This window comes from Sporosarcina jiandibaonis, assembly GCF_013184495.1.
GTDB lineage: Bacteria > Bacillota > Bacilli > Bacillales_A > Planococcaceae > Sporosarcina > Sporosarcina jiandibaonis.
Map to the genome: position 1 here is coordinate 1 of NZ_JAAOIY010000012.1, position 19549 is coordinate 19549.

Genomic DNA, 19549 nt, shown 5'->3' on the forward strand with positions numbered 1-19549 from the left:
ACTCACCCATCCGCCGCTAACATTTAAAGAAGCAAGCTTCAATAAATGTTCGCTCGACTTGCATGTATTAGGCATGCCGCCAGCGTTCGTCCTGAGCCAGGATCAAACTCTCCATAATAGAGAAACTTGAATAGCTCAAATTTCATTTGCTGACTTCGAATCCGAAGATTCGTTTTTGTTTCGATTTAACGAAACGTTATATCTTGACGTTTTGCTGTTCAGTTTTCAAGGTTCATTATATAAGCAAGAACTTCACTTACATATTAACTTAACTTCTGGGTTACCATCTCGCAACAGCAACTCTTATATCATACCAAACTTGTTTATCCATGTCAACAACTATTTATAATTTCTTTTTCGTTGTTTCCGTGATGAATTTGGCGACATTTATAAATATAACAGCTTGCGCCCATTAATGCAACCCTTTTTTATAAAAAGAATGCTAAAGCACATATTGATGCGATGCCGGGAATACCTAAGACTGCAATAACTAGGCCGGATGCTATATTAACAGGAACGTAAACACCAAAAAATCCTGCCGCAACATTCATGATGAATAAGGCTAAAAAGGCAAATGCTAATCGGAACCAATAGATTGATAATCTTTCAAATATCTTTTTCATTTGCTTCTTGTCCATTAATAGGAAGAGAAGAATTAAACCCGACATTACTATCCCAATAGCTATTTTCACGAGAACGCCCCTTTTCTGTTATGAGTAGTACATCATATGCGGTCTCGTGAAATAATATTATTCACTTCCAAGTTTGCGTGCTTTTGCCTCTTTATATAAATAGAAGTGTTTACTTTCAGCTATTTTTCGGCGAATGATTACTTCTTGATCGTAATCATCAAGATGTTGTTCAATAATTTTAGCATTTTCCCATTCAGTCTTCGTCTCTACCATTAATGAATGAAGACGATCGTCGTACTCTCTTTTAAGTTTACTTTTCCTTTTAAACATCGACACCACTCCTATTCAAACACCACTCGGAATGCTTGCATCTCACATTATCCTTTCATTTATAAAAGGACATTATAATTCTCGACGTCCTTCCAGCGCTCTCGACAACGTTACTTCATCTGCATACTCTAGATCTCCACCTACTGGTAGTCCGTGAGCAATTCGTGTCGTCATAATGCCAGATGGTCTTACAAGCCTCGAAATATACATTGCGGTTGCCTCTCCTTCAATGGTTGGATTGGTAGCCAGTATCAATTCTTCTACTTCCTCATCTTGAAGACGCGTTAATAGTGAAGGAACATTAATATCTTCTGGACCAATGCCGTCCATCGGAGATATCGCACCATGCAAGACGTGGTAAAGCCCTTGGTAATCTCTCATCTTCTCCATCGCAATTACATCTTTAGGATCTTGAACAACGCAAATCAGCGACCTGTCGCGCGATTGGTCTTGGCAGATATGGCAAGGGTCGATATCGGTAATATGACCGCACACCGAACAAAAGCGCAAATTCCGTTTTGCATCGACAAGTGCTTTTGCAAAATCAAGGACAGTGTCTTCCTTCATGCTTAGCACAAAAAACGCCAGTCGGCCCGCTGTTTTCGGACCGATACCTGGCAGTTTCATAAAGCTATCAATTAATTTTGAAATTGGTTCAGGATAATGCATAATTGTTCCTCCTAGAACATTCCAGGAAGGTTCAATCCTTTCGTGAATTGTCCCATCGTGGAGCTTGTTAATTCTTCAGCCTTTTTCATTGCTTCATTTGTAGCAATAACAACTAAATCTTGTAAAATTTCAACGTCTTCAGGATCCACAACATCCGGATTAATAACAACTTCAAGTACTTCTTTATCTCCTGAAACGACAACTTTAACCATGCCGCCGCCTGCTGTGCCCTCTAAACGCTCTTCACCAAGTTTTTCTTGTGCCTCTGCCATTTGTTTTTGCATTTTCTGCATTTGCTTCATCATACCTTGCATATTTCCCATACCACGCATGTTTATTTCCTCCTCATTATTTGCTTATAAAGCGCAGCGACAAAAAATCAACTGCATTCTTTAATCATCATATACTTCTATGAATTCTTTGCCAAAAATATTTTCTGCTTCCGCAACAATCGGATCTAGATTTTCTTCTTCAGCTTCTTGCACGAAGGAGAGAACGGCTTCAGCTTCTTGCTCGGTTATTGATTGTTTATCGTTCGAAGGTTCAGTTCGTCCAAGATTATTATTTTGGATAAAATCTTGACGTACTTTTAGCCAGCCATCCTCAGGCACATACACAACCTCATACGCTTTTCCGGTTTGTGATTGCAATGCATTCGATAAACTCGATCGAAGTGATGGGTTTTCGGAAGCCATTAGGCAATGAATTTCATACTTGAATTTTAACACAAATGCCTGCTCTGATGCAGCTACAGGCTCCGTTTCTTCAAGTAGAGCAGAATGTGACTTTTGCATTGTTTGCATCATGCCCGCCCAATTTTCTCGGATTGTTTGGATATCCTGCTTTGTAGCAGATTTTAATACCTCGTTTATTTTGCCCGTTGGAATCTTTAATGTCTGTGATGATCTCGACGGATTTTTCCTTTGTACAGGGGTATCTCCGGCACCTTTTTGAATAGAAACACCTGATTTAATTTGTTGTTGCAACTCGCTGACAAGCCGCTCTAATTCCGTGACCTTATCCATCATTTCTGAATTAATGACAGGTTTATTCTCGGATTGTACTTCAAATGCGCTTCCTTCTAAATGAATCATTTTCAAAAGAGCAGATTCGATATATACCTTCGCATGATTGGAAAACCGCATTTCTTGCTGTGTTTTCGAAAGAATATCGATGAATGAATACAATACATCCGGATTGAACCCTCTAGCCATTTCTTTAAAACGATCATCGCCAGAAACGAGTTCCAACAAATCCTGCAATTCAGGCGCAGTGCGCAGTAACAATAAATCACGGAAGAATGTGATTAAATCTTCTGCCAGGCGAGATACATCTTTTCCTTCAGTAATCAGACGGTCGAATAATGACAATGCCGCGCCTGCATCTTTTTCGAGAAGCGCCTCGGCCAACTGATAAAAAACATCTTCTCCGATAGAACCAGTTACGAGGAGGGCATCTTCAACAGTTAATGTTTCTCCACTAAATGAAACTACTTGATCGAGCATGCTGAGTGCATCGCGCATTCCGCCCGATGCTGCTTGCGCAATGATTTTTAATACGTCTTCGTCAGATTCTATTCCTGTATCCAGAAGTACCGTCTTCATACGATCAACAATATCATTTTGGGTGATTGGTTTAAAGTCAAAGCGCTGGCATCTTGAGATGATTGTTAATGGTAGCTTATGCGGTTCTGTCGTTGCCAAAATAAATACAGCATGAGACGGTGGTTCCTCGAGCGTCTTCAACAACGCATTAAAAGCCGAGTTTGAAAGCATATGCACTTCATCAATAATATACACTTTAAAACGTGAATTCGACGGTGCAAATCGAACCTTTTCTATAATCTCTCTCATTTCTTCTACACGTGAATTCGATGCAGCGTCAAATTCAATGACATCTGTATCCGAACCTTCGGTAATACCAAGACATGTCGGGCATTCATTACATGGTTCCTTTGCCGGACCGTTTTCACAGTTTAGCGCCTTAGCAAATATCTTTGCGGCACTCGTTTTCCCAGTACCCCGCGGACCCGAAAAAAGATACGCATGTGTTGTCTTATTATGAAGGAGGGCATTTTGCAGCGTCTGTTTCACATGTTGTTGACCAGACATTTCGCCAAACGTTTGTGGCCTGTATACACGATAAAAGGCTTGATACACCAACATTTCCCTCTCCTTTCATTTCGATACAATAATATTTTAATTGTACCACAAATGACTTCTCATAACATTTTTATGAAATAAAAAACTCGCCCGATTCCTCGGACGAGTTGAATAATCTATGTATGCCGTGCACCTTCCTCCGACAGCCGAACATAAGCGTTACTCATGTCGCCAGCTCAGTCTAGGCGACCCTGCGGCACATGAAAAATTCCACTTAATGCTGCTTCCTTCCGGACCTGACATGGTTCATGGGTTCCCATTGCGCAGGACCCAAACGTCAACACTACGTGCACAAGGCAGACCAAACATTCGGACAGCCTCGGGAAGGGATTCAGTCTTGCTAGAGCGGATTGCAAGTTACAGGGCTCCGCTATTCCCCCACCTAGCACGGCATTACTAAGTATACTAAATAAACTCGTAAAAATCAATGCAAAAATATATTTTCATCTTTTACAAAGAAACTGTTGACATCTTTATCTCTGCATGATAAATTATTAATTGTCCTACGGAGGAATACCCAAGCCTGGCTGAAGGGATCGGTCTTGAAAACCGACAGGGGTGTTAAAGCCCGCGGGGGTTCGAATCCCTCTTCCTCCGCCATATTTTCAACTAATAATAATACATATCATTCAAAGGTCCTCACTTAGAGGGTCTTTTTTTAATTAATAAAGCGAAACTCAATCGGAAACATATCCATTTGAGTTTCGCTTTTTTAGTTTACAATTGTTCCCGTTTCAGAAGGCTGTGTAGCAATACTTCTATAGAATGGAAACCGCATGGCTAATTCATCTGCAAATTCATCTTCTTTTCCGATAGGAACTGCAATGAAAAGCGACGGACCTGCTCCGCTGATTGTCATGCCATAAGCGCCTAATTCCTTGCAAGATTGTCTGATTGCTTCAAAACTAGGAAAAAGATGTTTTCGATAAGGTTCATGAAATCTGTCCTTTTCCATCATGCGTCCGATTGTTTTCCAGTCATTTATGGCTAGCGCTGCAGATAATACGCAACCTGATGCACTGCTTCTTGTTGCTTCTTTATGGCAAAGTTTATCAGGTAATAGACTTCTTGAATCTTCCGTGGGTAAAACTTCTGGAGGTACGAGAACAACTATACCAACTGAAGGTTTTTCAATATGAATATAGTCGATACTCTCCCCGTCGAAATAAGATATGACCGCTCCGCCTAATAATGCTGCCGAAACATTGTCTGCATGTCCTTCGATTTGACTTCCTTCCATTACTTTTTCACGATCTGAGAGTCTTAGTTCAAGTACTTGATTCGCAATTTCAATACCCGCAGCAATCGCTGTTGCGCTGCTCCCAAATCCTTTTCCGAGCGGGATGTTGCTTTCAACAGAAAGCAATAAAGTCGGCGGTTGTTTTCCGTACTTTTCAGCAACTGCAATAACTGTTTTTGCGATTAAGTTTTGTTCATCGTTTGCAATTTCATTATATTCTTCATTGCTGTAAGATACTTTCCAAGATGAATTACTTCTAACATTTACAGTCATGTACAGACCTAATGCGAGTCCAACAGAATCAAATCCCGGGCCGAGGTTGGCGGTTGACGCCGGAACGACGACCGAAAATCCCGGCATATTCATTAGTTTTGCCCCGCTTTCAAGTCGGCCAGCAATTGGTCAAACTGATCACGGGATAGCATTGGTTGATCTTTATTCACTTCGATCGCTGTGTCTGGATCCTTTAATCCATTTCCAGTGAGCACCGCTACAATTGTCGTTCCTTTTTTCAACGAACCATTTTCAACTTGCTTTTTGACGCCTGCGATTGATGCACATGAGCCCGGCTCGGCAAAAACACCTTCTTTAGAGGTTATAAGCTGATATGCTTCTAATATTTCTTCATCTGTCACGGCTAAAATAGTTCCTTCTGATTCTTTCAATGCAGTTTTAGCCAACTCCCAGCTTGCAGGGTTTCCGATGCGAATCGCCGTTGCCACAGTTTCCGGTTCTTCAAAGACCCGGTCATAAACGATTGGGGCAGCTCCGTCTGCTTGCACGCCTAATAACTCTGGAAGTGGCATGCCCTTTTTAGTTGCATATTCTTTAAACCCTTTCCATGCCGCTGAGATATTTCCTGCATTACCCACCGGTAAAGCAAAAACATCTGGAACTTTCCCGAGTTGGTCTATCGTTTCAAAAGCAATCGTCTTTTGTCCCTCTAACCGATACGGATTCACTGAATTCACTAGCGCGATATCGCCTTCACCCGCTTCACGAACCATTCTGAGTGCCTCGTCAAAGTTCCCTTCGATTTCAACAATTTCCGCTCCGTACATTTTTGCTTGCGCCATTTTTCCAAGTGCAATACGCCCTTCTGGAATTACAACGATTGTTCGCATCCCCGCTCGGGCGCCATAAGCCGCTGCAGATGCCGATGTGTTCCCTGTCGACGCGCATATTAAGATTGATTTTCCTTCTTCTTTCGCTTTCGCAACGGCCATCACCATGCCGCGGTCTTTAAAAGAGCCTGTCGGATTCAGACCTTCTACTTTCACATATAAATTAATGCCCCATTGTTCGGACAGATTTTCTAAGTGTATGAGTGGCGTGTTCCCTTCCTGCAACGTTAAACTTGGTGTTTTTTCTGTTACAGGCAACCATTCTTTATATTCTTCAATTAATCCTTTCCATCTCATCCTTATTTCTCTCCTTCAACGCGGTAATGACTTAACACTTCAAGTACTTCCGGTGTTTGATTTAATTCTTCCATCACATCTAGGTGTTGTTGGCGCGACATGCGATGTGTGATGAAAACAAGTTCCGCTCCCGATTCTTTTTTATCGGGATGTTGAACGACAGTTGCTAAACTTGCTCCATGATTACTATATATAGCGGTTAATTTTGTTAAGACGCCGACTTCATCTTTCACTAAAATCCGATGAAAGTACCTTGCGAATCTCTTTCCGTCGCTTTTTACCTTACGCTCATGCTGAGGTGAATGAAGTCTCTTTCCATTCATGCCGAGTAGTAGATTACGACAGGCAGCTACAATATCTGCTGTAACTGAGGTAGCTGTCGGAAGTGATCCAGCACCTGGTCCGTATAGCATCGTTTCGCCTACCGCGTCACCGTATATATAAACTGCATTATATTCATTATTTACAGAAGCAAGCGGATGAGAATTCGGGAAGAGGACAGGCTCAACCGCTACGGCAATCCCATCCTCATCTTTTTCTGCAGAACCCGCCAGTTTCACTGTATATCCAAATCCATCTGCCAACTCTAAATCGCCATTTTGAATTTCTTTCAACCCTCTAACGAACACATCATCCAATTGAACTTCTGTAGAAAATGCTAATGAAGCTAAAATGACCATTTTTCGAGCTGCATCAATGCCATCGACGTCTGCTGATGGATCCGCTTCAGCGAAACCTAATCGAGTAGCTTCTGCTAACGCATCTTCGTAAGTCATATTTTCATGTTTCATTTTCGTTAAAATAAAATTCGTCGTTCCGTTTACAATACCCGTTAATGCACTGATCCGATCTGAAGCAAGTCCGTCTTCCATCGTGCGAATAAGTGGAATTCCGCCGCCAACACTAGCTTCATAAAATAGATCGCACTTCATTTCATCCGCGAGTTGCAACAACTCTTGTCCGTACTCCGCCATCACATCTTTATTGGCCGTGACGACCCCTTTACCAGCAAGAAGCGCTCGTTCAATTGCATCTCTCGCGCCATTCGTGCCGCCCATCACTTCAATAATCAAATCAATCGAAGGATCATTTAACACTTCTTCCAAGTTATTCGTAAATATTTCGGATGCTAATTCTGTATCTCGTGATTTCGTAATATCTTTAACTAGCACTTTTTTAATAGATACTTGCACGCCGAGTTTGTGTTGCAAGTCTTGTTGATGGCCATGCATGATCTTTGCGACACCACTTCCGACTGTTCCAAAACCTAATAGACCAATATTAATTTCATTTTTCATTGACGATTCTCCTAACTATATGTACACTATGTAAATACAATTGACCTGTGCATAAGGACATTATAAGGATGTTTCACAATAAATACAACCCCAATGGTCAATTCTGTTTATAATTGTCTATATATTACTAATAGAGAGATAGGATTTGATAAGATGAAAGTATGTAAATTTGGTGGAACATCAGTCGCTACTGCGGAACAAATTAAGAAAGTGGCAAATATCGTGAAGAGCGATCCTTCGAGAAAAATCATTGTCGTCTCCGCACCAGGTAAACGATTTAGCGAAGATGATAAAGTCACGGATTTACTGATTAAACTAGCTGAAGCTGCGCGTAATCATGAAAACATTGACGCGGAATTGCAAGAGGTTGTCAATCGGTATCGTTTAATCGCAGAAGGGCTCGGACTTGGAGAAAGTATTGTGAACGTTATCGAAAATGATTTGCGAGAACGCATTTCCACGAACCAGGAAGATGAAAGCCTATTTATGGATTCTATCAAAGCTTCCGGCGAAGATAATAATGCAAAGTTAATTGCGGAATATTTTAATCACATCGGCCTTGAGGCAAAATACGTTTGTCCAAAGAAAGCGGGACTCCTTGTTAATAATCGGCCTGAACGTGTCCGCGCATTACCTGAAGGATACGACCGTCTTGAAAAATTGAAAGAAGAACGAGGCCTAATTGTCTTCCCCGGATTCTTTGGATACACAGAAGACGGAACATTAAGGACGTTTAATCGTGGCGGTTCAGATATAACAGGATCGATTGTTGCTGCTGCAATTCGCGCGGAATTATATGAGAACTTTACTGACGTTGATTCGGTGTTCGCTGCAAACCCAACGATTGTCGACCAACCCGTTGCCATCGAAAAAATGACTTACCGTGAAATGCGAGAACTAGCCTATGCGGGGTTCTCTGTTTTCCACGACGAGGCGCTTATGCCCGCTTTTCTTCGTTCTGTTCCAGTCTGTATAAAAAATACGAACAATCCGGAAGCTCCTGGGACAATGATTGTAAGTGAGCGTGATCATTCGGCGCAACCTGTCATCGGAATTGCTGCAGATAGTGGATTTTCAACATTGTTTGTCTACAAATACTTAATGAACCAAGAAATTGGGTTCGGACGTCGCCTATTGGAAATATTAGAAGACGAAGAGATTCCATTTGAACATACGCCTTCCGGGATTGATAATCTCTCCGTTATTATTCGAAGCAAGTTTTTAAATGAAGAAAATAGCGAACGAATTGTTCGTCGTGTAAAAGAGGAATTAGAGGCGGATGATGTCCATTTGCGAAATACGGATTATTCGATGGTTGTTCTCGTTGGCGAAGGAATGCGCCATACAACTGGTCTTGCCGCACGGGCAGCGTCTGCCATTTCCCGTACTGGCGCCAATATCGAAATGATTAACCAAGGATCATCAGAAGTGAGCCTCGTCTTCGGTGTCGATAAAAGAGATGAAACTAAGATTTTAAGAGAACTTTATGAAGAGTTTTTTAATAAAGTCGTTTCCTATATATGACAAAACAGCACACCAAGTTAAAATGGTGTGCTGCTATTTTTATCTAGTAATCGACAATAAAAAAAGCAACCGAATGAAAATGGTTGCTTACTAAATATTTTACTATAGTGACTTACTTCAATGCGCTTCCGATCCGTGCAATAACTTGTTCAATTTCATGCGGATTTTTCATTAAGTCATAATCGTTAATATTGATTTTCAGCACTGGACAAGCATCGAATGAGTTGATCCAACGCTCATAACGTCCGTGCATCTCTTCCCAATATGCAATTGGTGTCTGTTGTTCCATCGGGCGGCCGCGTTCTTCGATACGCTGCAGAATATCTTCCATGGAACCGTCCAAATAAACGAGCAGATTCGGATGCGGGAAGTACGGCGTCATGACCATCGCTTCAAATAGATTCGTGTATGTATGATAATCGACCGGATCCATCGTTCCGTTGTCGGCATGCATCTTTGCAAAGATATCGGTATCTTCATAAATAGAACGATCTTGGATAAAACCGCCGCCGCTTTCAAAAATACGCTTTTGTTCTTTAAAACGTTCCGCTAAAAAATAAATCTGCAAATGGAAACTCCATTTTTCAAAATCGTCGTAAAAACGATCCAAATAAGGGTTTTCATCAACATTTTCAAAAGAAGTTTTAAAATCCAGTGCATCAGCAAGCGCTTGTGTCATTGTAGACTTTCCGACACCTACCGTTCCTGCTACAGTAATCACTGCATTTTTGGGTATCCCGTATTTTTCACGTAAGTTCAATTAAAACTAACTCCTTTTCGAATCGTCGAATCGACTGTATCTAATATAAATTGCAGGTCTTTTTTATTGTTCACAAAATCAAGATCATCCCCGTTGAAACGAAGTACTGGAATATTGGGATGTGTTGATTCAAAATGTGTAATAAACGTATCGTAATCATCGGAAAGCTGCTGTAAATAGGAACGGTCCATGTTCTTTTCAAAATCGCGTCCGCGCAGCGAAATGCGTCTCATGAGCGTGTCGATACTGGCATGTAAATAGATGATTATATTCGGTACCGGCATATCTTTCGTTAAAATATTGTATATTTCTTCGTATTTTTTGTATTCGACTGTCTCAAGCGTGCGCTGTGCAAATATTAAATTCTTAAATATATTGTAATCCGCGACGACCGATTTCCGTTCAATCGTGATTTCTGTCTTTATATCGCTAAGTTGTTTATAGCGATTGCAAAGGAAAAACATTTCGGTTTGAAAACTCCATTCCTCAATGTTCTTGTAAAATTTATTTAAAAACGGATTTTCGTCGACGATTTCTTGAAGCAAATGAAATTGTTGCGTTTCTGCAATTGCTTTGGAAAGTGACGTTTTTCCGACGCCGATCGGACCTTCAACCGTTATAAACGGAACAGGCATCAGAAGTCCTCCTTCATATATCATAATTATAGTGCTCCTTATTTTAACACACGATAGAAATGAAAAACAGAGTGTGGCAGCTCTTTATCGACATTATTCTACAATGTTTTTTCACGTGGAACAATTTCCGTGAAAAAATGCTACACTATGGCTAGGGAGCGATGGTTATGGATGAAAAAGATTATAAATATATGCAAATGGCAATAGACGAGGCGATGAATGCAAAAGCGCTTGGTGAAGTCCCGATAGGTGCTATCATTGTTCATGATGATAAAGTCATCGCTCGCGCGCATAATTTGCGTGAAACGACTCAAAACGCGGTTACCCATGCTGAATTGTCTGCTATCCAAGATGCTTGCCGTGAAGTTGGAAGTTGGCGACTCGAAGAAACAACTTTATACGTCACACTTGAACCTTGTCCGATGTGCGCGGGTGCAATTTTGCAGTCACGCATTCCACGGGTTGTCTACGGAGCGCGTGACCCGAAAGGCGGTTGTGTTGATTCGCTGTACCGACTTTTGAATGATCCAAGATTTAACCACGAATGTGAAGTTACTGAAGGCATACTCGGAGATGAATGCGGAGAGATATTAACTTCTTTTTTCAGAGGCATCCGCGAACGCAAAAAAAAGATGAAAAAAGAGGCCTCACCAAAAGTCGAGAATTGACTAAAGGTGAAGCCTCTTCTTTATTATTTCGTAATGACTTCTTTTCCGCCCATATATGGACGAAGTACTTCTGGGATGATAACTGAACCATCTTCTTGCTGGTAATTTTCAAGAATCGCCGCGACTGTTCGACCAACCGCTAGCCCGCTTCCATTTAACGTATGAACATATTCAGGCTTTGCACCCGCTTCGCTTCGGTAGCGAATATGCGCACGACGCGCCTGGAAATCTTCAAAATTCGAACATGAAGAAATCTCGCGGTACATATTCTGTGTCGGAATCCATACTTCGATGTCGTATTTCTTCGCCGCAGTAAAGCCAAGATCCGCCGTACACATATTTAAAACGCGGTACGGAAGCTTCAATAATTGCAATACTTTTTCTGCATGCCCTGTTAACTTTTCAAGTTCCGCGTATGAATCCTCTGGTTTTACCAAACGGACAAGCTCGACTTTATTAAACTGATGCTGGCGTATTAAACCGCGCGTATCCCGTCCCGCAGAGCCTGCTTCTGATCGGAAGTTTGCACTATATGCCGTAAACGCAATCGGAAGTTGTTCACCATTCAGAATTTCATCACGGTGAAAATTCGTTACAGGCACTTCGGATGTTGGAATCAGGAAAAAATCCTCTTCTTCCACGTGGAATAAATCCTCAGCAAACTTCGGAAGTTGACCTGTCCCTGTTAGACTTTCGCGATTCGCTAAATACGGCGGGAGTATTTCTTCATAGCCGTGTTCATCAATATGAAGATCAAGCATGAAGTTAATTAGCGCTCGTTCCAAACGTGCACCTAGGCCACGATAAAATACAAAACGACTTCCTGTAACTTTGGCTGCGCGTTCGAAATCGAGAATATTCAAGTCAGTTCCAAGATCCCAGTGCGGTTTTGCTTCGAATTCGAACTCCGGTCGTTCACCCCAAGTACGAATCTCAACATTATCATCCTCACTGTCTCCAAACGGGACGCTTTCATGAGGAATATTAGGAATTCGCATCATAATGTAATTTAATTTTTCTTCGACTTCACGAAGTTCATCATCTAATTCTTTTATTTCCTCGCCAACTTCGCGCATCCGTAAAATAACCTCATCAGCATTTTCTTTATTTCGTTTCATCGTGGCAATTTGCTGGGATACATTATTGCGTTCAGCTTTCAGTACTTCCGTTTTGACGATAAGTTCTCGTCGTTTTTCATCTAATCCGCTAAATTTATCGAAATCTGAAAGATCTTCTCCTCGCTTCGAAAGCTTTTCTTTCACTTCATCAAAATTAGCTCTGACTTTTCTAATATCTAACATTTATAACTCCTCCTTATTTTGTAAAAAGACGAATTTCAGACAACAAAAAAAGCCCTCTATCCCCTCTAAAAGGGACGAGAACTACCCGCGTTGCCACCCAAATTAACCAGACGTTAATTGTCCGATTCACTTCATTGAAATAACGGTTCAAGTACCGGCATGGACCTACTTCTACTTCAGCCCAGCTACTCAGGGACGGATTCACAACTGTTTTTATCGGCTCGCACCATCCGCCGACTCTCTTCAAAAAACATGCTCGCTACTATTTCCCATCATCGTCTCAAATTTGAAATTATTATTACCATACTATATTGACGTTTTTTTGGCAAGTCACAAGTTATGTTCATCGATAAATAAAATGCACCTACTCCTATAATTTCATCCATAAGAGTAGGTGCGCAATTTTTACTGAGTACGATCCGCCATCCGCTCGCCTGCCGAAAGCGATGACATTTCAATGCCTTTCATTGGTTGGCCAAGATCTTTTGATAATTGAACCAGCAAATCATAGTTTTGATAATTTTGCGTTGCTTCTACGATTGCACGCGCAAATTTCTCCGGATTTTCAGATTTGAAAATTCCAGAACCGACGAATACGCCGTCCGCGCCAAGTTCCATCATCAACGCTGCATCTGCTGGTGTCGCCACGCCGCCCGCGGCATAGTTTGTTACAGGTAAACGGCCCGCTTCTTTAATCGCGAGCAGTATTTCGTAAGGCGCACCTAAAATACGCGCTTCTGTCATAATTTCTGCTTCATTCATATGGACAAGCTTATTCACCTGCGCATGTACCATGCGGAGATGGCGGACCGCTTCAACGATATTCCCCGTTCCCGGTTCACCTTTTGTACGAAGCATTTTTGCACCTTCGCCGATTCTCCTTGCCGCTTCCCCTAAATCGCGTGCCCCGCAAACAAATGGCACTGAATAATCGCTTTTCAATAAATGAAATTCATCATCTGCTGGCGATAATACTTCACTTTCATCAATGAAATCCACACCCATTGCTTCAAGTAATCGTGCTTCAGAAATATGTCCGATTCTTGCTTTCGCCATAACCGGAATCGATACTGCTGCTTGCACTTCTTCCACAATGCGTGGATCTGCCATTCGTGCGACTCCGCCCGCTGCTCGGATATCTGAAGGAACGCGTTCAAGTGCCATAACCGCAACCGCACCTGCCGCCTCCGCTATTTTTGCCTGTTCGCCATTAATAACGTCCATGATGACGCCACCGTACTTCATATTTATAGTCATAATTCTTCCTCCTATTCATATTGTTCAGTATACTGGAAGATGACCATATTAAAATACTCAGTTTCACACAACTTGAAAGGGTCAGAGGAGGTTTATTTATGGAGATGCTTTTAATTGAACTTGATAAAAATGCGACTATCCCTTTATATGAACAAATTTACGACCAAATTCGTCTCGATATAACTAACGGGAAGCTGCAAGTCGGTAGAAAACTTCCTTCAAAAAGAAAACTCGGTGAATTCCTTAATGTAAGTCAAACAACCATTGAACTTGCCTATGGTCAACTGACAGCAGAGGGATTTATCTCTACGGTACCTAGAAAAGGTTTTTACGTCCAAGCCATTGAGGAACTCGCCTATGTGCAGCCAACAGGTCGAATTGAAGAAACAACAAAACCAAAACCCGATAAAATTCATATCGATTTATCACCTGGCCATATTGATACGGACTCTTTCCCATTCAAGCAATGGCGAAAGTACGCGAAAGATGTCATCGACGAATCTTCAAAAGATCTTTTGTTGCTTGGCGACCCGCATGGCGATCTGCCTCTTCGACAAGAAATTGCACGCTACTTATACCATTCAAGAGGGGTCAACTGCACACCTGAACAAATAATTGTAGGATCAGGCACCGAACAACTTATGCCGCTGGTTATACGTATTCTAGGACTCGATGCCACTTATGCGATCGAAGACCCGGGTTATCCATTAACACACCATGTTTTTTATCATAATAACCGGAAAGTGTTCCCCATTGAAGTAGATCAAGAAGGAATGGACATCAGCATGCTTCAAGATTCCGGTGCGACTGTCGCTTACTTAACACCATCGCACCAATTTCCGACCGGTACTGTTCTTTCCGCGGCGCGAAGAACAGCATTATTAAATTGGGCGACGTCTCATAAAAACCATTATATTATTGAAGATGATTACGACAGCGAGTTTCGTTATACCGGAAGACCGATTCCCGCTTTACAAGGAATGGACAAAGGAGACAATGTTATTTATATAAGCACATTTTCAAAATCGCTGATGCCATCCTTGCGTATCGCTTATATGGTGTTGCCCGGCATTCTGCTCAAAAGGTACAAGGATGCCTTCATTCACTATGCATCCACCGTCCCACGCCTGGATCAGCACATTCTAGCGCGTTTTATGGCAGATGGACAATTTTCACGACATCTGAATAGGATGCGAACGATTTACAGAAGAAAACTGCAAACGTTGATTGATGCAATTCTCCCTTATACACCGCATATTTCCTATTCAGGAGAGGAAGCAGGTATGCATATAATGATTACGGTTCATGTTAATCGAACCGAAAAAGAATTAATTGAGTCCGCCAAAAAAGTAGGGATTCGAATTTATGGTTTAAATAAGTATCGAAAGAATCCGGTTGAAAATGACCCCTCCTTCCTCATTGGATTTGGCGGTTTAACAGTGGATTCGATAGAAAAGGCTATTGATGATCTCATGCATGCTTGGGAAATAAATAAAAGCGATGAATCCATTTAGATTCACCGCTTTTTATTTTATTTAAATAATCCTTTAACAAATCCTATTGCACTGTCCCAAACACTGACAAAGAAATCACCGATTGCACGCATTGAAAGCGAGAACCAACCTGCTTTCTCGACTGCTTCTGTCGTCACAACGTCTATTGTCGGATGATCGGAATCGATAAAACCATAATCCTTGCCTTCCTCGCGAACAAGCTCGACATGGCCGATAACTGCATCTTTTTTAATTGGTGCTACAAGTTCGCCGTCCGTTAACTTAGATTCATCAAGAACTAGTTCAGGTTTATATAAATCCTTATCTCTCGTTTTGATCATCATTTTTACAGGTTCTTTAACCGCTATTTCCACTGTGTCAGTTTTACCTTTACTAACGTTCAGGGATTTTTGATTTTCAAATTTATGCCCAGCTGGTGCAAATTCTACTTCCGAAAACTGAGTAAAACCATAATCAAACAACGCACGAGTGGCATCAAAGCGTGCCTTATATGAACCGACACCTTCTTCATTAACTGCATTCATAACGACGGCGATCAATCGTTTCCCGTCTTTCACCGCAGTACCTGTAAAACAATGTCCAGCAAATGTCGTCGTTCCAGTTTTTAAACCGTCTACACCGGGATATTCATAAACAAACCCTGGAAGCATGAAGTTCCAGTTATCCATTTTAATCTCATCGTCAGTGCCTTCACGGAATTTTTTTGTTTTGATACTTGTCGTATCTAGAACTTCCGGATAATCTTTTAGTAAATGATACGCAAGTTTTGCAACTGATTTTGCAGGCATTACGTTTTCATCTTTCGGGCCTGTCCCTTTCGGATGCATTCCTTGAAGATGCGAGTTGTTTAACCCCGTCGTATTCACAAATTTATAATCTTTAAGGCCAAGTTCTTCGGCTTTCGCATTCATTAACTTCAAAAATTCTGTTTCCGTTCCTGCTATTGATTCAGCAATCGCAATTGTTGCCGCATTTGCAGAATATATTGCAGTTGCTTCATACAACTCGCGAATGGTATAAGTTCCATCCGCACGTAGCGGAACGTTGCTCAAACTACGATCCTGTGAAATCTTATACGTATAATCATTCACTCGGTATTCTTGATCCCAAGTGATTTTACCTTCTTTAATCGCTTCAAAAAGGATATACTCTGTCATCATTTTAGTCATACTAGCAATGCCGAGTGGCGCATCTGCATTTTGTTCATATAAAATCTTTCCGCTATCCGCATCAATTAGAATCGCACCCTTGACATTAATCCCTATACCCTCATCAGCAGCCGCAGCCGGGACTATTCCAACTGACATGACAAATAACAGCGGAATTACAATCATAGCAACATATTTTCTCATTTTCTGTTTCAAAACCTTACCTCCGTTATTGCGATTTCCCCTTAATAATTTTACCACAAATCTCATGCGACGAGGGGACTATAGCAAAAAAAACATCTTTCCGCTTATATGAAGACGCAGGAAAGATGCTTAAGTTGCCACAAAGTTATTTCCAGTACTTTATTTATGAAAGTGTATAGTTCGGTGCTTCTTTTGTAATTTGAACTTGGTGTGGGTGACTTTCCAATAAACCTGATCCAGTCATGCGAATAAATTGAGCGTTTTCGCGATGTTCCAGGAGATTTCTCGAGCCGCAGTATCCCATACCTGCACGAATTCCACCAACTAATTGATGAATAGTATCCGCTATATCTCCCTTATATGGAAGACGGCCCTCTATCCCTTCAGGAACGAGTTTTTTTGCATCATCTTGGAAGTAACGGTCTTTTGATCCTTGTTCCATTGCACCGACCGACCCCATACCACGATACACTTTGAAACGACGACCTTGGAATAATTCAGTTTCACCCGGACTTTCAGTCGTACCCGCTAAAAGACTTCCGAGCATGACTACATGTCCACCAGCAGCAAGTGCCTTAACAATATCTCCTGAATACTTAATACCGCCGTCAGCAATCATTGTTTTCCCTAATTCTCTTGCAACAGATGCACAATCGTAAATTGCTGTAATTTGCGGAACCCCGACACCTGACACAACACGTGTTGTACAGATAGAACCAGGACCGATTCCAACCTTAACAACGTCCGCGCCTGCTTCATACAAAGCACGAGCACCTTCCGCTGTAGCAATATTACCCGCGATTATTTCTAGCTCAGGGAATTCGTTTCGGATATTCGCTACTGTATCGATAACACCTTTTGAATGTCCGTGCGCCGTGTCAATGACAATCACATCAACTTCTGCTGCAACAAGTTTTTTTACACGAATCATCGTATCAGAAGTTACACCAACTGCAGCACCGACAAGCAGTCTGCCTTGCTTATCTTTTGCAGCGTGCGGATATTCCATTACTTTTTCAATGTCTTTAATAGTAATTAAACCATTCAAAATGCCTTCTTCGTCAACAATCGGAAGTTTTTCGATTTTATATTTTTGAAGGATTTTTTCAGCATCGTCCAAGGTTGTCCCTACAGGAGCAGTTACAAGATTTTCTTTCGTCATTACATCGTCGATCATAAGCGAATAATCCTGAATAAAACGCATATCTCGATTGGTAATAATCCCGACAAGCTTAAGCTCGTCTTCATTATTAACAATTGGAACACCTGAAATTCGGTATCTGCTCATCAAATGTTCAGCATCAAAAACTTGGTGGTTAGGCGTTAAGTAAAATGGATTTGTAATAACTCCATTTTCTGAGCGTTTAACTGTGACAACCTGTTCCGCCTGTTCTTCGATACTCATATTTTTATGAATGATGCCAAGTCCGCCTTGTCTTGCCATAGAAATGGCCATTCGTGATTCGGTAACTGTATCCATACCAGCACTGATAATAGGTATATTCAACTTAATTTTTTCCGTTAAATCAACGGAAAGGGATACATCTTTAGGTAGTACATCAGAAGGCCCCGGTATTAGCAACACATCGTCGAAAGTTAGTCCCTCACGTGCAAATTTTGATTCCCACATCTTAATTTTGCCTCCCTGATCTCTTTTGAATATTAGTAAGATATTATCAGCGACTGTATTGACTGTCAAGGTTCTCTTAAGTAGTAAATGTATTCGTATTTTTCACTAAACGATTTCTTTAATTTTTTTCTTTATTTTTAATGGAGATGTTTGAGGGGCAAAACGATCAATAACAACCCCATCTTTGTTTACCAGGAATTTAGTGAAATTCCACTTCACTCCATTTGTTAATAAACCTTTTTTCTCCGAAGTCAAATACTTGAACAGTGGATCTACATCCTCCCCCTTTACATTTACCTTTGCAAACATTGGAAAGGTCACTTTGTAGATTAATTTACAAACTTTCATCGTTTTTTCAACATTTTCGTACTCCTGGTTTCTAAAGTTGTCTGATGGGAAACTTAGGACAACAAAACCATCGTCTTTATATTCATCGTAAAGCTTTTGCAACTCGTTAAATTGATTCGCAAAACCGCACTTACTTGCAGTATTTACAATTAATAAGGATTTACCCTTGAAATCTGCTAACGATTGTATACTTCCATCAGGTTTTTTCACCGAGAAATTATATATTTCATTCATTTTAACATCTCCTATTTCTCTAATCATAAATTGAAAAATGATGAACTACAATGCTTTCGTATTAGAATGTGTAAAAAGTTTTCATATATCAAGTGAATTAGTAAAAAAGATTTGTAAAGGATTTATGTTTTAGCCCTTTTCGGGGTTATTTTAGTCATTTTTTGTTATATTATGTTTTTTAATGAGCACTTTGGTGTCTTTTAAGAGCTATATTCATATTTATAAAATGATTATCTATCATTTTAAGAATTTTCAACAAAAAAAGCCACTACCATTAAGGTAATGACTCTTTAAGTGCCTAGCAACGTCCTACTCTTGCAGGGGGAAGCCCCCAACTACCATCGGCGCTGAAGAGCTTAACTTCAAGTCAGATTTTACCTTACGGTAAAAAAATTATTTTTTCATTAGCAAAGAACAAAAAAAGCCACTACCATCTAAGGTAATGACTCTTTAAGTGCCTAGCAACGTCCTACTCTTGCAGGGGGAAGCCCCCAACTACCATCGGCGCTGAAGAGCTTAACTTCCGTGTTCGGTATGGGAACGGGTGTGACCTCTTCGCTATCGCCACTAGACT

At 41.0% G+C, this 19549-nt stretch carries 18 protein-coding genes, 1 tRNA gene, 2 rRNA genes, 1 other RNA gene and 1 other annotated feature; of the genes, 4 read left to right on the top strand and 18 right to left on the bottom strand.

Annotated elements, in window-relative coordinates:
- From G8782_RS17925 to ffs, 7 genes are all read right to left on the bottom strand, one after another.
- Positions 1-118, bottom strand: a 16S ribosomal RNA gene (locus G8782_RS17925); the annotation flags it as partial.
- A gap of 310 nt (positions 119-428) precedes the next feature.
- Positions 429-692 (bottom strand): pro-sigmaK processing inhibitor BofA family protein, encoded by a 264-nt coding sequence (locus G8782_RS17930; protein WP_343035098.1) that lies wholly within the window; start codon positions 690-692, stop codon positions 429-431.
- Between the two features lie 57 nt (positions 693-749).
- Positions 750-962 (bottom strand): YaaL family protein, encoded by a 213-nt coding sequence (locus tag G8782_RS17935; protein WP_172373824.1) that lies wholly within the window; start codon positions 960-962, stop codon positions 750-752.
- A 72-nt stretch (positions 963-1034) separates the two neighbouring features.
- Positions 1035-1631 (bottom strand): recombination mediator RecR, encoded by a 597-nt coding sequence (gene recR, locus G8782_RS17940; protein ID WP_172373826.1) that lies wholly within the window; start codon positions 1629-1631, stop codon positions 1035-1037.
- A gap of 11 nt (positions 1632-1642) precedes the next feature.
- On the bottom strand, positions 1643-1963 hold the full coding sequence (locus tag G8782_RS17945; protein ID WP_172373828.1) for a YbaB/EbfC family nucleoid-associated protein: 321 nt from the start codon (positions 1961-1963) through the stop codon (positions 1643-1645).
- 60 nt (positions 1964-2023) lie between these two features.
- Positions 2024-3793 (bottom strand): DNA polymerase III subunit gamma/tau, encoded by a 1770-nt coding sequence (gene dnaX / locus G8782_RS17950; protein ID WP_172373852.1) that lies wholly within the window; start codon positions 3791-3793, stop codon positions 2024-2026.
- Between the two features lie 125 nt (positions 3794-3918).
- Positions 3919-4184, bottom strand: an RNA gene (gene ffs, locus G8782_RS17955) — signal recognition particle sRNA large type.
- Between the two features lie 116 nt (positions 4185-4300).
- On the opposite strand from ffs, the gene G8782_RS17960 reads away from it, so the two are divergent.
- Positions 4301-4393 (top strand) — tRNA-Ser (locus tag G8782_RS17960).
- Positions 4394-4505: 112 nt separating this feature from the next.
- On the opposite strand, the gene thrB is transcribed toward G8782_RS17960, so the two are convergent.
- Genes thrB through G8782_RS17975 form a run of 3 tightly spaced genes read right to left on the bottom strand, consistent with a single transcriptional unit; the run spans position 4506 to position 7752 of the window.
- Positions 4506-5399, bottom strand: coding sequence for a homoserine kinase (gene thrB / locus G8782_RS17965; RefSeq protein WP_172373830.1), 894 nt, complete (start codon positions 5397-5399; stop codon positions 4506-4508).
- Positions 5399-6454: a threonine synthase gene (thrC, locus tag G8782_RS17970; RefSeq protein ID WP_172373832.1), complete on the bottom strand. Its 1056-nt coding sequence runs from the start codon at positions 6452-6454 to the stop codon at positions 5399-5401. Before thrC ends, thrB begins: the two co-directional genes overlap by 1 nt.
- Before the next feature lie 2 nt (positions 6455-6456).
- Positions 6457-7752, bottom strand: coding sequence for a homoserine dehydrogenase (locus tag G8782_RS17975; protein WP_172373834.1), 1296 nt, complete (start codon positions 7750-7752; stop codon positions 6457-6459).
- 153 nt (positions 7753-7905) lie between these two features.
- On the opposite strand from G8782_RS17975, the gene G8782_RS17980 reads away from it, so the two are divergent.
- Positions 7906-9276 (top strand): aspartate kinase, encoded by a 1371-nt coding sequence (locus G8782_RS17980; RefSeq protein WP_172373836.1) that lies wholly within the window; start codon positions 7906-7908, stop codon positions 9274-9276.
- Positions 9277-9388: 112 nt separating this feature from the next.
- Here the strand turns inward: G8782_RS17980 and G8782_RS17985 are convergent, their stop codons facing one another.
- Together G8782_RS17985 and G8782_RS17990 are read right to left on the bottom strand one after the other, a co-directional pair.
- Positions 9389-10036: a deoxynucleoside kinase gene (locus G8782_RS17985; RefSeq protein WP_172373837.1), complete on the bottom strand. Its 648-nt coding sequence runs from the start codon at positions 10034-10036 to the stop codon at positions 9389-9391.
- On the bottom strand, positions 10033-10671 hold the full coding sequence (locus G8782_RS17990; RefSeq protein WP_172373854.1) for a deoxynucleoside kinase: 639 nt from the start codon (positions 10669-10671) through the stop codon (positions 10033-10035). Before G8782_RS17990 ends, G8782_RS17985 begins: the two co-directional genes overlap by 4 nt.
- A 161-nt stretch (positions 10672-10832) precedes the next feature.
- Between G8782_RS17990 and tadA the strand changes: the two genes are divergently transcribed.
- Positions 10833-11339, top strand: a complete 507-nt coding sequence (gene tadA, locus G8782_RS17995) for a tRNA adenosine(34) deaminase TadA (protein WP_172373839.1) — start codon at positions 10833-10835, stop codon at positions 11337-11339.
- A 23-nt stretch (positions 11340-11362) separates the two neighbouring features.
- Here the strand turns inward: tadA and serS are convergent, their stop codons facing one another.
- Both serS and pdxS read right to left on the bottom strand, forming a co-directional pair.
- Complete coding sequence (gene serS, locus G8782_RS18000) at positions 11363-12640, bottom strand: serine--tRNA ligase (protein WP_172373841.1); 1278 nt, start codon at positions 12638-12640, stop codon at positions 11363-11365.
- A 67-nt stretch (positions 12641-12707) separates the two neighbouring features.
- Positions 12708-12925 (bottom strand) — a binding site (T-box leader).
- A 120-nt stretch (positions 12926-13045) separates the two neighbouring features.
- Positions 13046-13897: a pyridoxal 5'-phosphate synthase lyase subunit PdxS gene (gene pdxS / locus G8782_RS18005; RefSeq protein WP_172373843.1), complete on the bottom strand. Its 852-nt coding sequence runs from the start codon at positions 13895-13897 to the stop codon at positions 13046-13048.
- Positions 13898-13995: 98 nt separating this feature from the next.
- Here pdxS and pdxR point away from each other — a divergent pair, with 98 nt between their 5' ends.
- Complete coding sequence (gene pdxR / locus G8782_RS18010; RefSeq protein ID WP_172373845.1) at positions 13996-15411, top strand: MocR-like pyridoxine biosynthesis transcription factor PdxR; 1416 nt, start codon at positions 13996-13998, stop codon at positions 15409-15411.
- Between the two features lie 17 nt (positions 15412-15428).
- On the opposite strand, the gene G8782_RS18015 is transcribed toward pdxR, so the two are convergent.
- From G8782_RS18015 to rrf, 4 genes are all read right to left on the bottom strand, one after another.
- A complete protein-coding gene (locus G8782_RS18015; protein WP_425505504.1) occupies positions 15429-16775 on the bottom strand; it encodes a serine hydrolase in 1347 nt (448 codons plus the stop codon).
- Positions 16776-16926: 151 nt separating this feature from the next.
- On the bottom strand, positions 16927-18393 hold the full coding sequence (gene guaB / locus G8782_RS18020) for an IMP dehydrogenase (RefSeq protein WP_172373847.1): 1467 nt from the start codon (positions 18391-18393) through the stop codon (positions 16927-16929).
- Between the two features lie 105 nt (positions 18394-18498).
- Complete coding sequence (locus G8782_RS18025) at positions 18499-18975, bottom strand: glutathione peroxidase (RefSeq protein WP_172373848.1); 477 nt, start codon at positions 18973-18975, stop codon at positions 18499-18501.
- Positions 18976-19431: 456 nt separating this feature from the next.
- A 5S ribosomal RNA gene (gene rrf / locus G8782_RS18030) occupies positions 19432-19547 on the bottom strand.
- Positions 19548-19549 lie beyond the last annotated feature (2 nt).

Excerpts from the sequence above, each read along its gene's own strand:
- G8782_RS17935 (WP_172373824.1), bottom strand. The coding sequence starts at position 962 with ATGTTTAAAAGGAAAAGTAAACTTAAAAGAGAGTACGACGATCGTCTT.
- recR (WP_172373826.1), bottom strand. The coding sequence starts at position 1,631 with ATGCATTATCCTGAACCAATTTCAAAATTAATTGATAGCTTTATGAAA.
- G8782_RS17945 (WP_172373828.1), bottom strand. The coding sequence starts at position 1,963 with ATGCGTGGTATGGGAAATATGCAAGGTATGATGAAGCAAATGCAGAAA.
- thrB (WP_172373830.1), bottom strand. The coding sequence starts at position 5,399 with ATGAATATGCCGGGATTTTCGGTCGTCGTTCCGGCGTCAACCGCCAAC.
- thrC (WP_172373832.1), bottom strand. The coding sequence starts at position 6,454 with ATGAGATGGAAAGGATTAATTGAAGAATATAAAGAATGGTTGCCTGTA.
- G8782_RS17975 (WP_172373834.1), bottom strand. The coding sequence starts at position 7,752 with ATGAAAAATGAAATTAATATTGGTCTATTAGGTTTTGGAACAGTCGGA.
- G8782_RS17980 (WP_172373836.1), top strand. The coding sequence starts at position 7,906 with ATGAAAGTATGTAAATTTGGTGGAACATCAGTCGCTACTGCGGAACAA.
- G8782_RS17990 (WP_172373854.1), bottom strand. The coding sequence starts at position 10,671 with ATGCCTGTTCCGTTTATAACGGTTGAAGGTCCGATCGGCGTCGGAAAA.
- tadA (WP_172373839.1), top strand. The coding sequence starts at position 10,833 with ATGGTTATGGATGAAAAAGATTATAAATATATGCAAATGGCAATAGAC.
- serS (WP_172373841.1), bottom strand. The coding sequence starts at position 12,640 with ATGTTAGATATTAGAAAAGTCAGAGCTAATTTTGATGAAGTGAAAGAA.
- pdxS (WP_172373843.1), bottom strand. The coding sequence starts at position 13,897 with ATGACTATAAATATGAAGTACGGTGGCGTCATCATGGACGTTATTAAT.
- pdxR (WP_172373845.1), top strand. The coding sequence starts at position 13,996 with ATGGAGATGCTTTTAATTGAACTTGATAAAAATGCGACTATCCCTTTA.
- guaB (WP_172373847.1), bottom strand. The coding sequence starts at position 18,393 with ATGTGGGAATCAAAATTTGCACGTGAGGGACTAACTTTCGACGATGTG.
- G8782_RS18025 (WP_172373848.1), bottom strand. The coding sequence starts at position 18,975 with ATGAATGAAATATATAATTTCTCGGTGAAAAAACCTGATGGAAGTATA.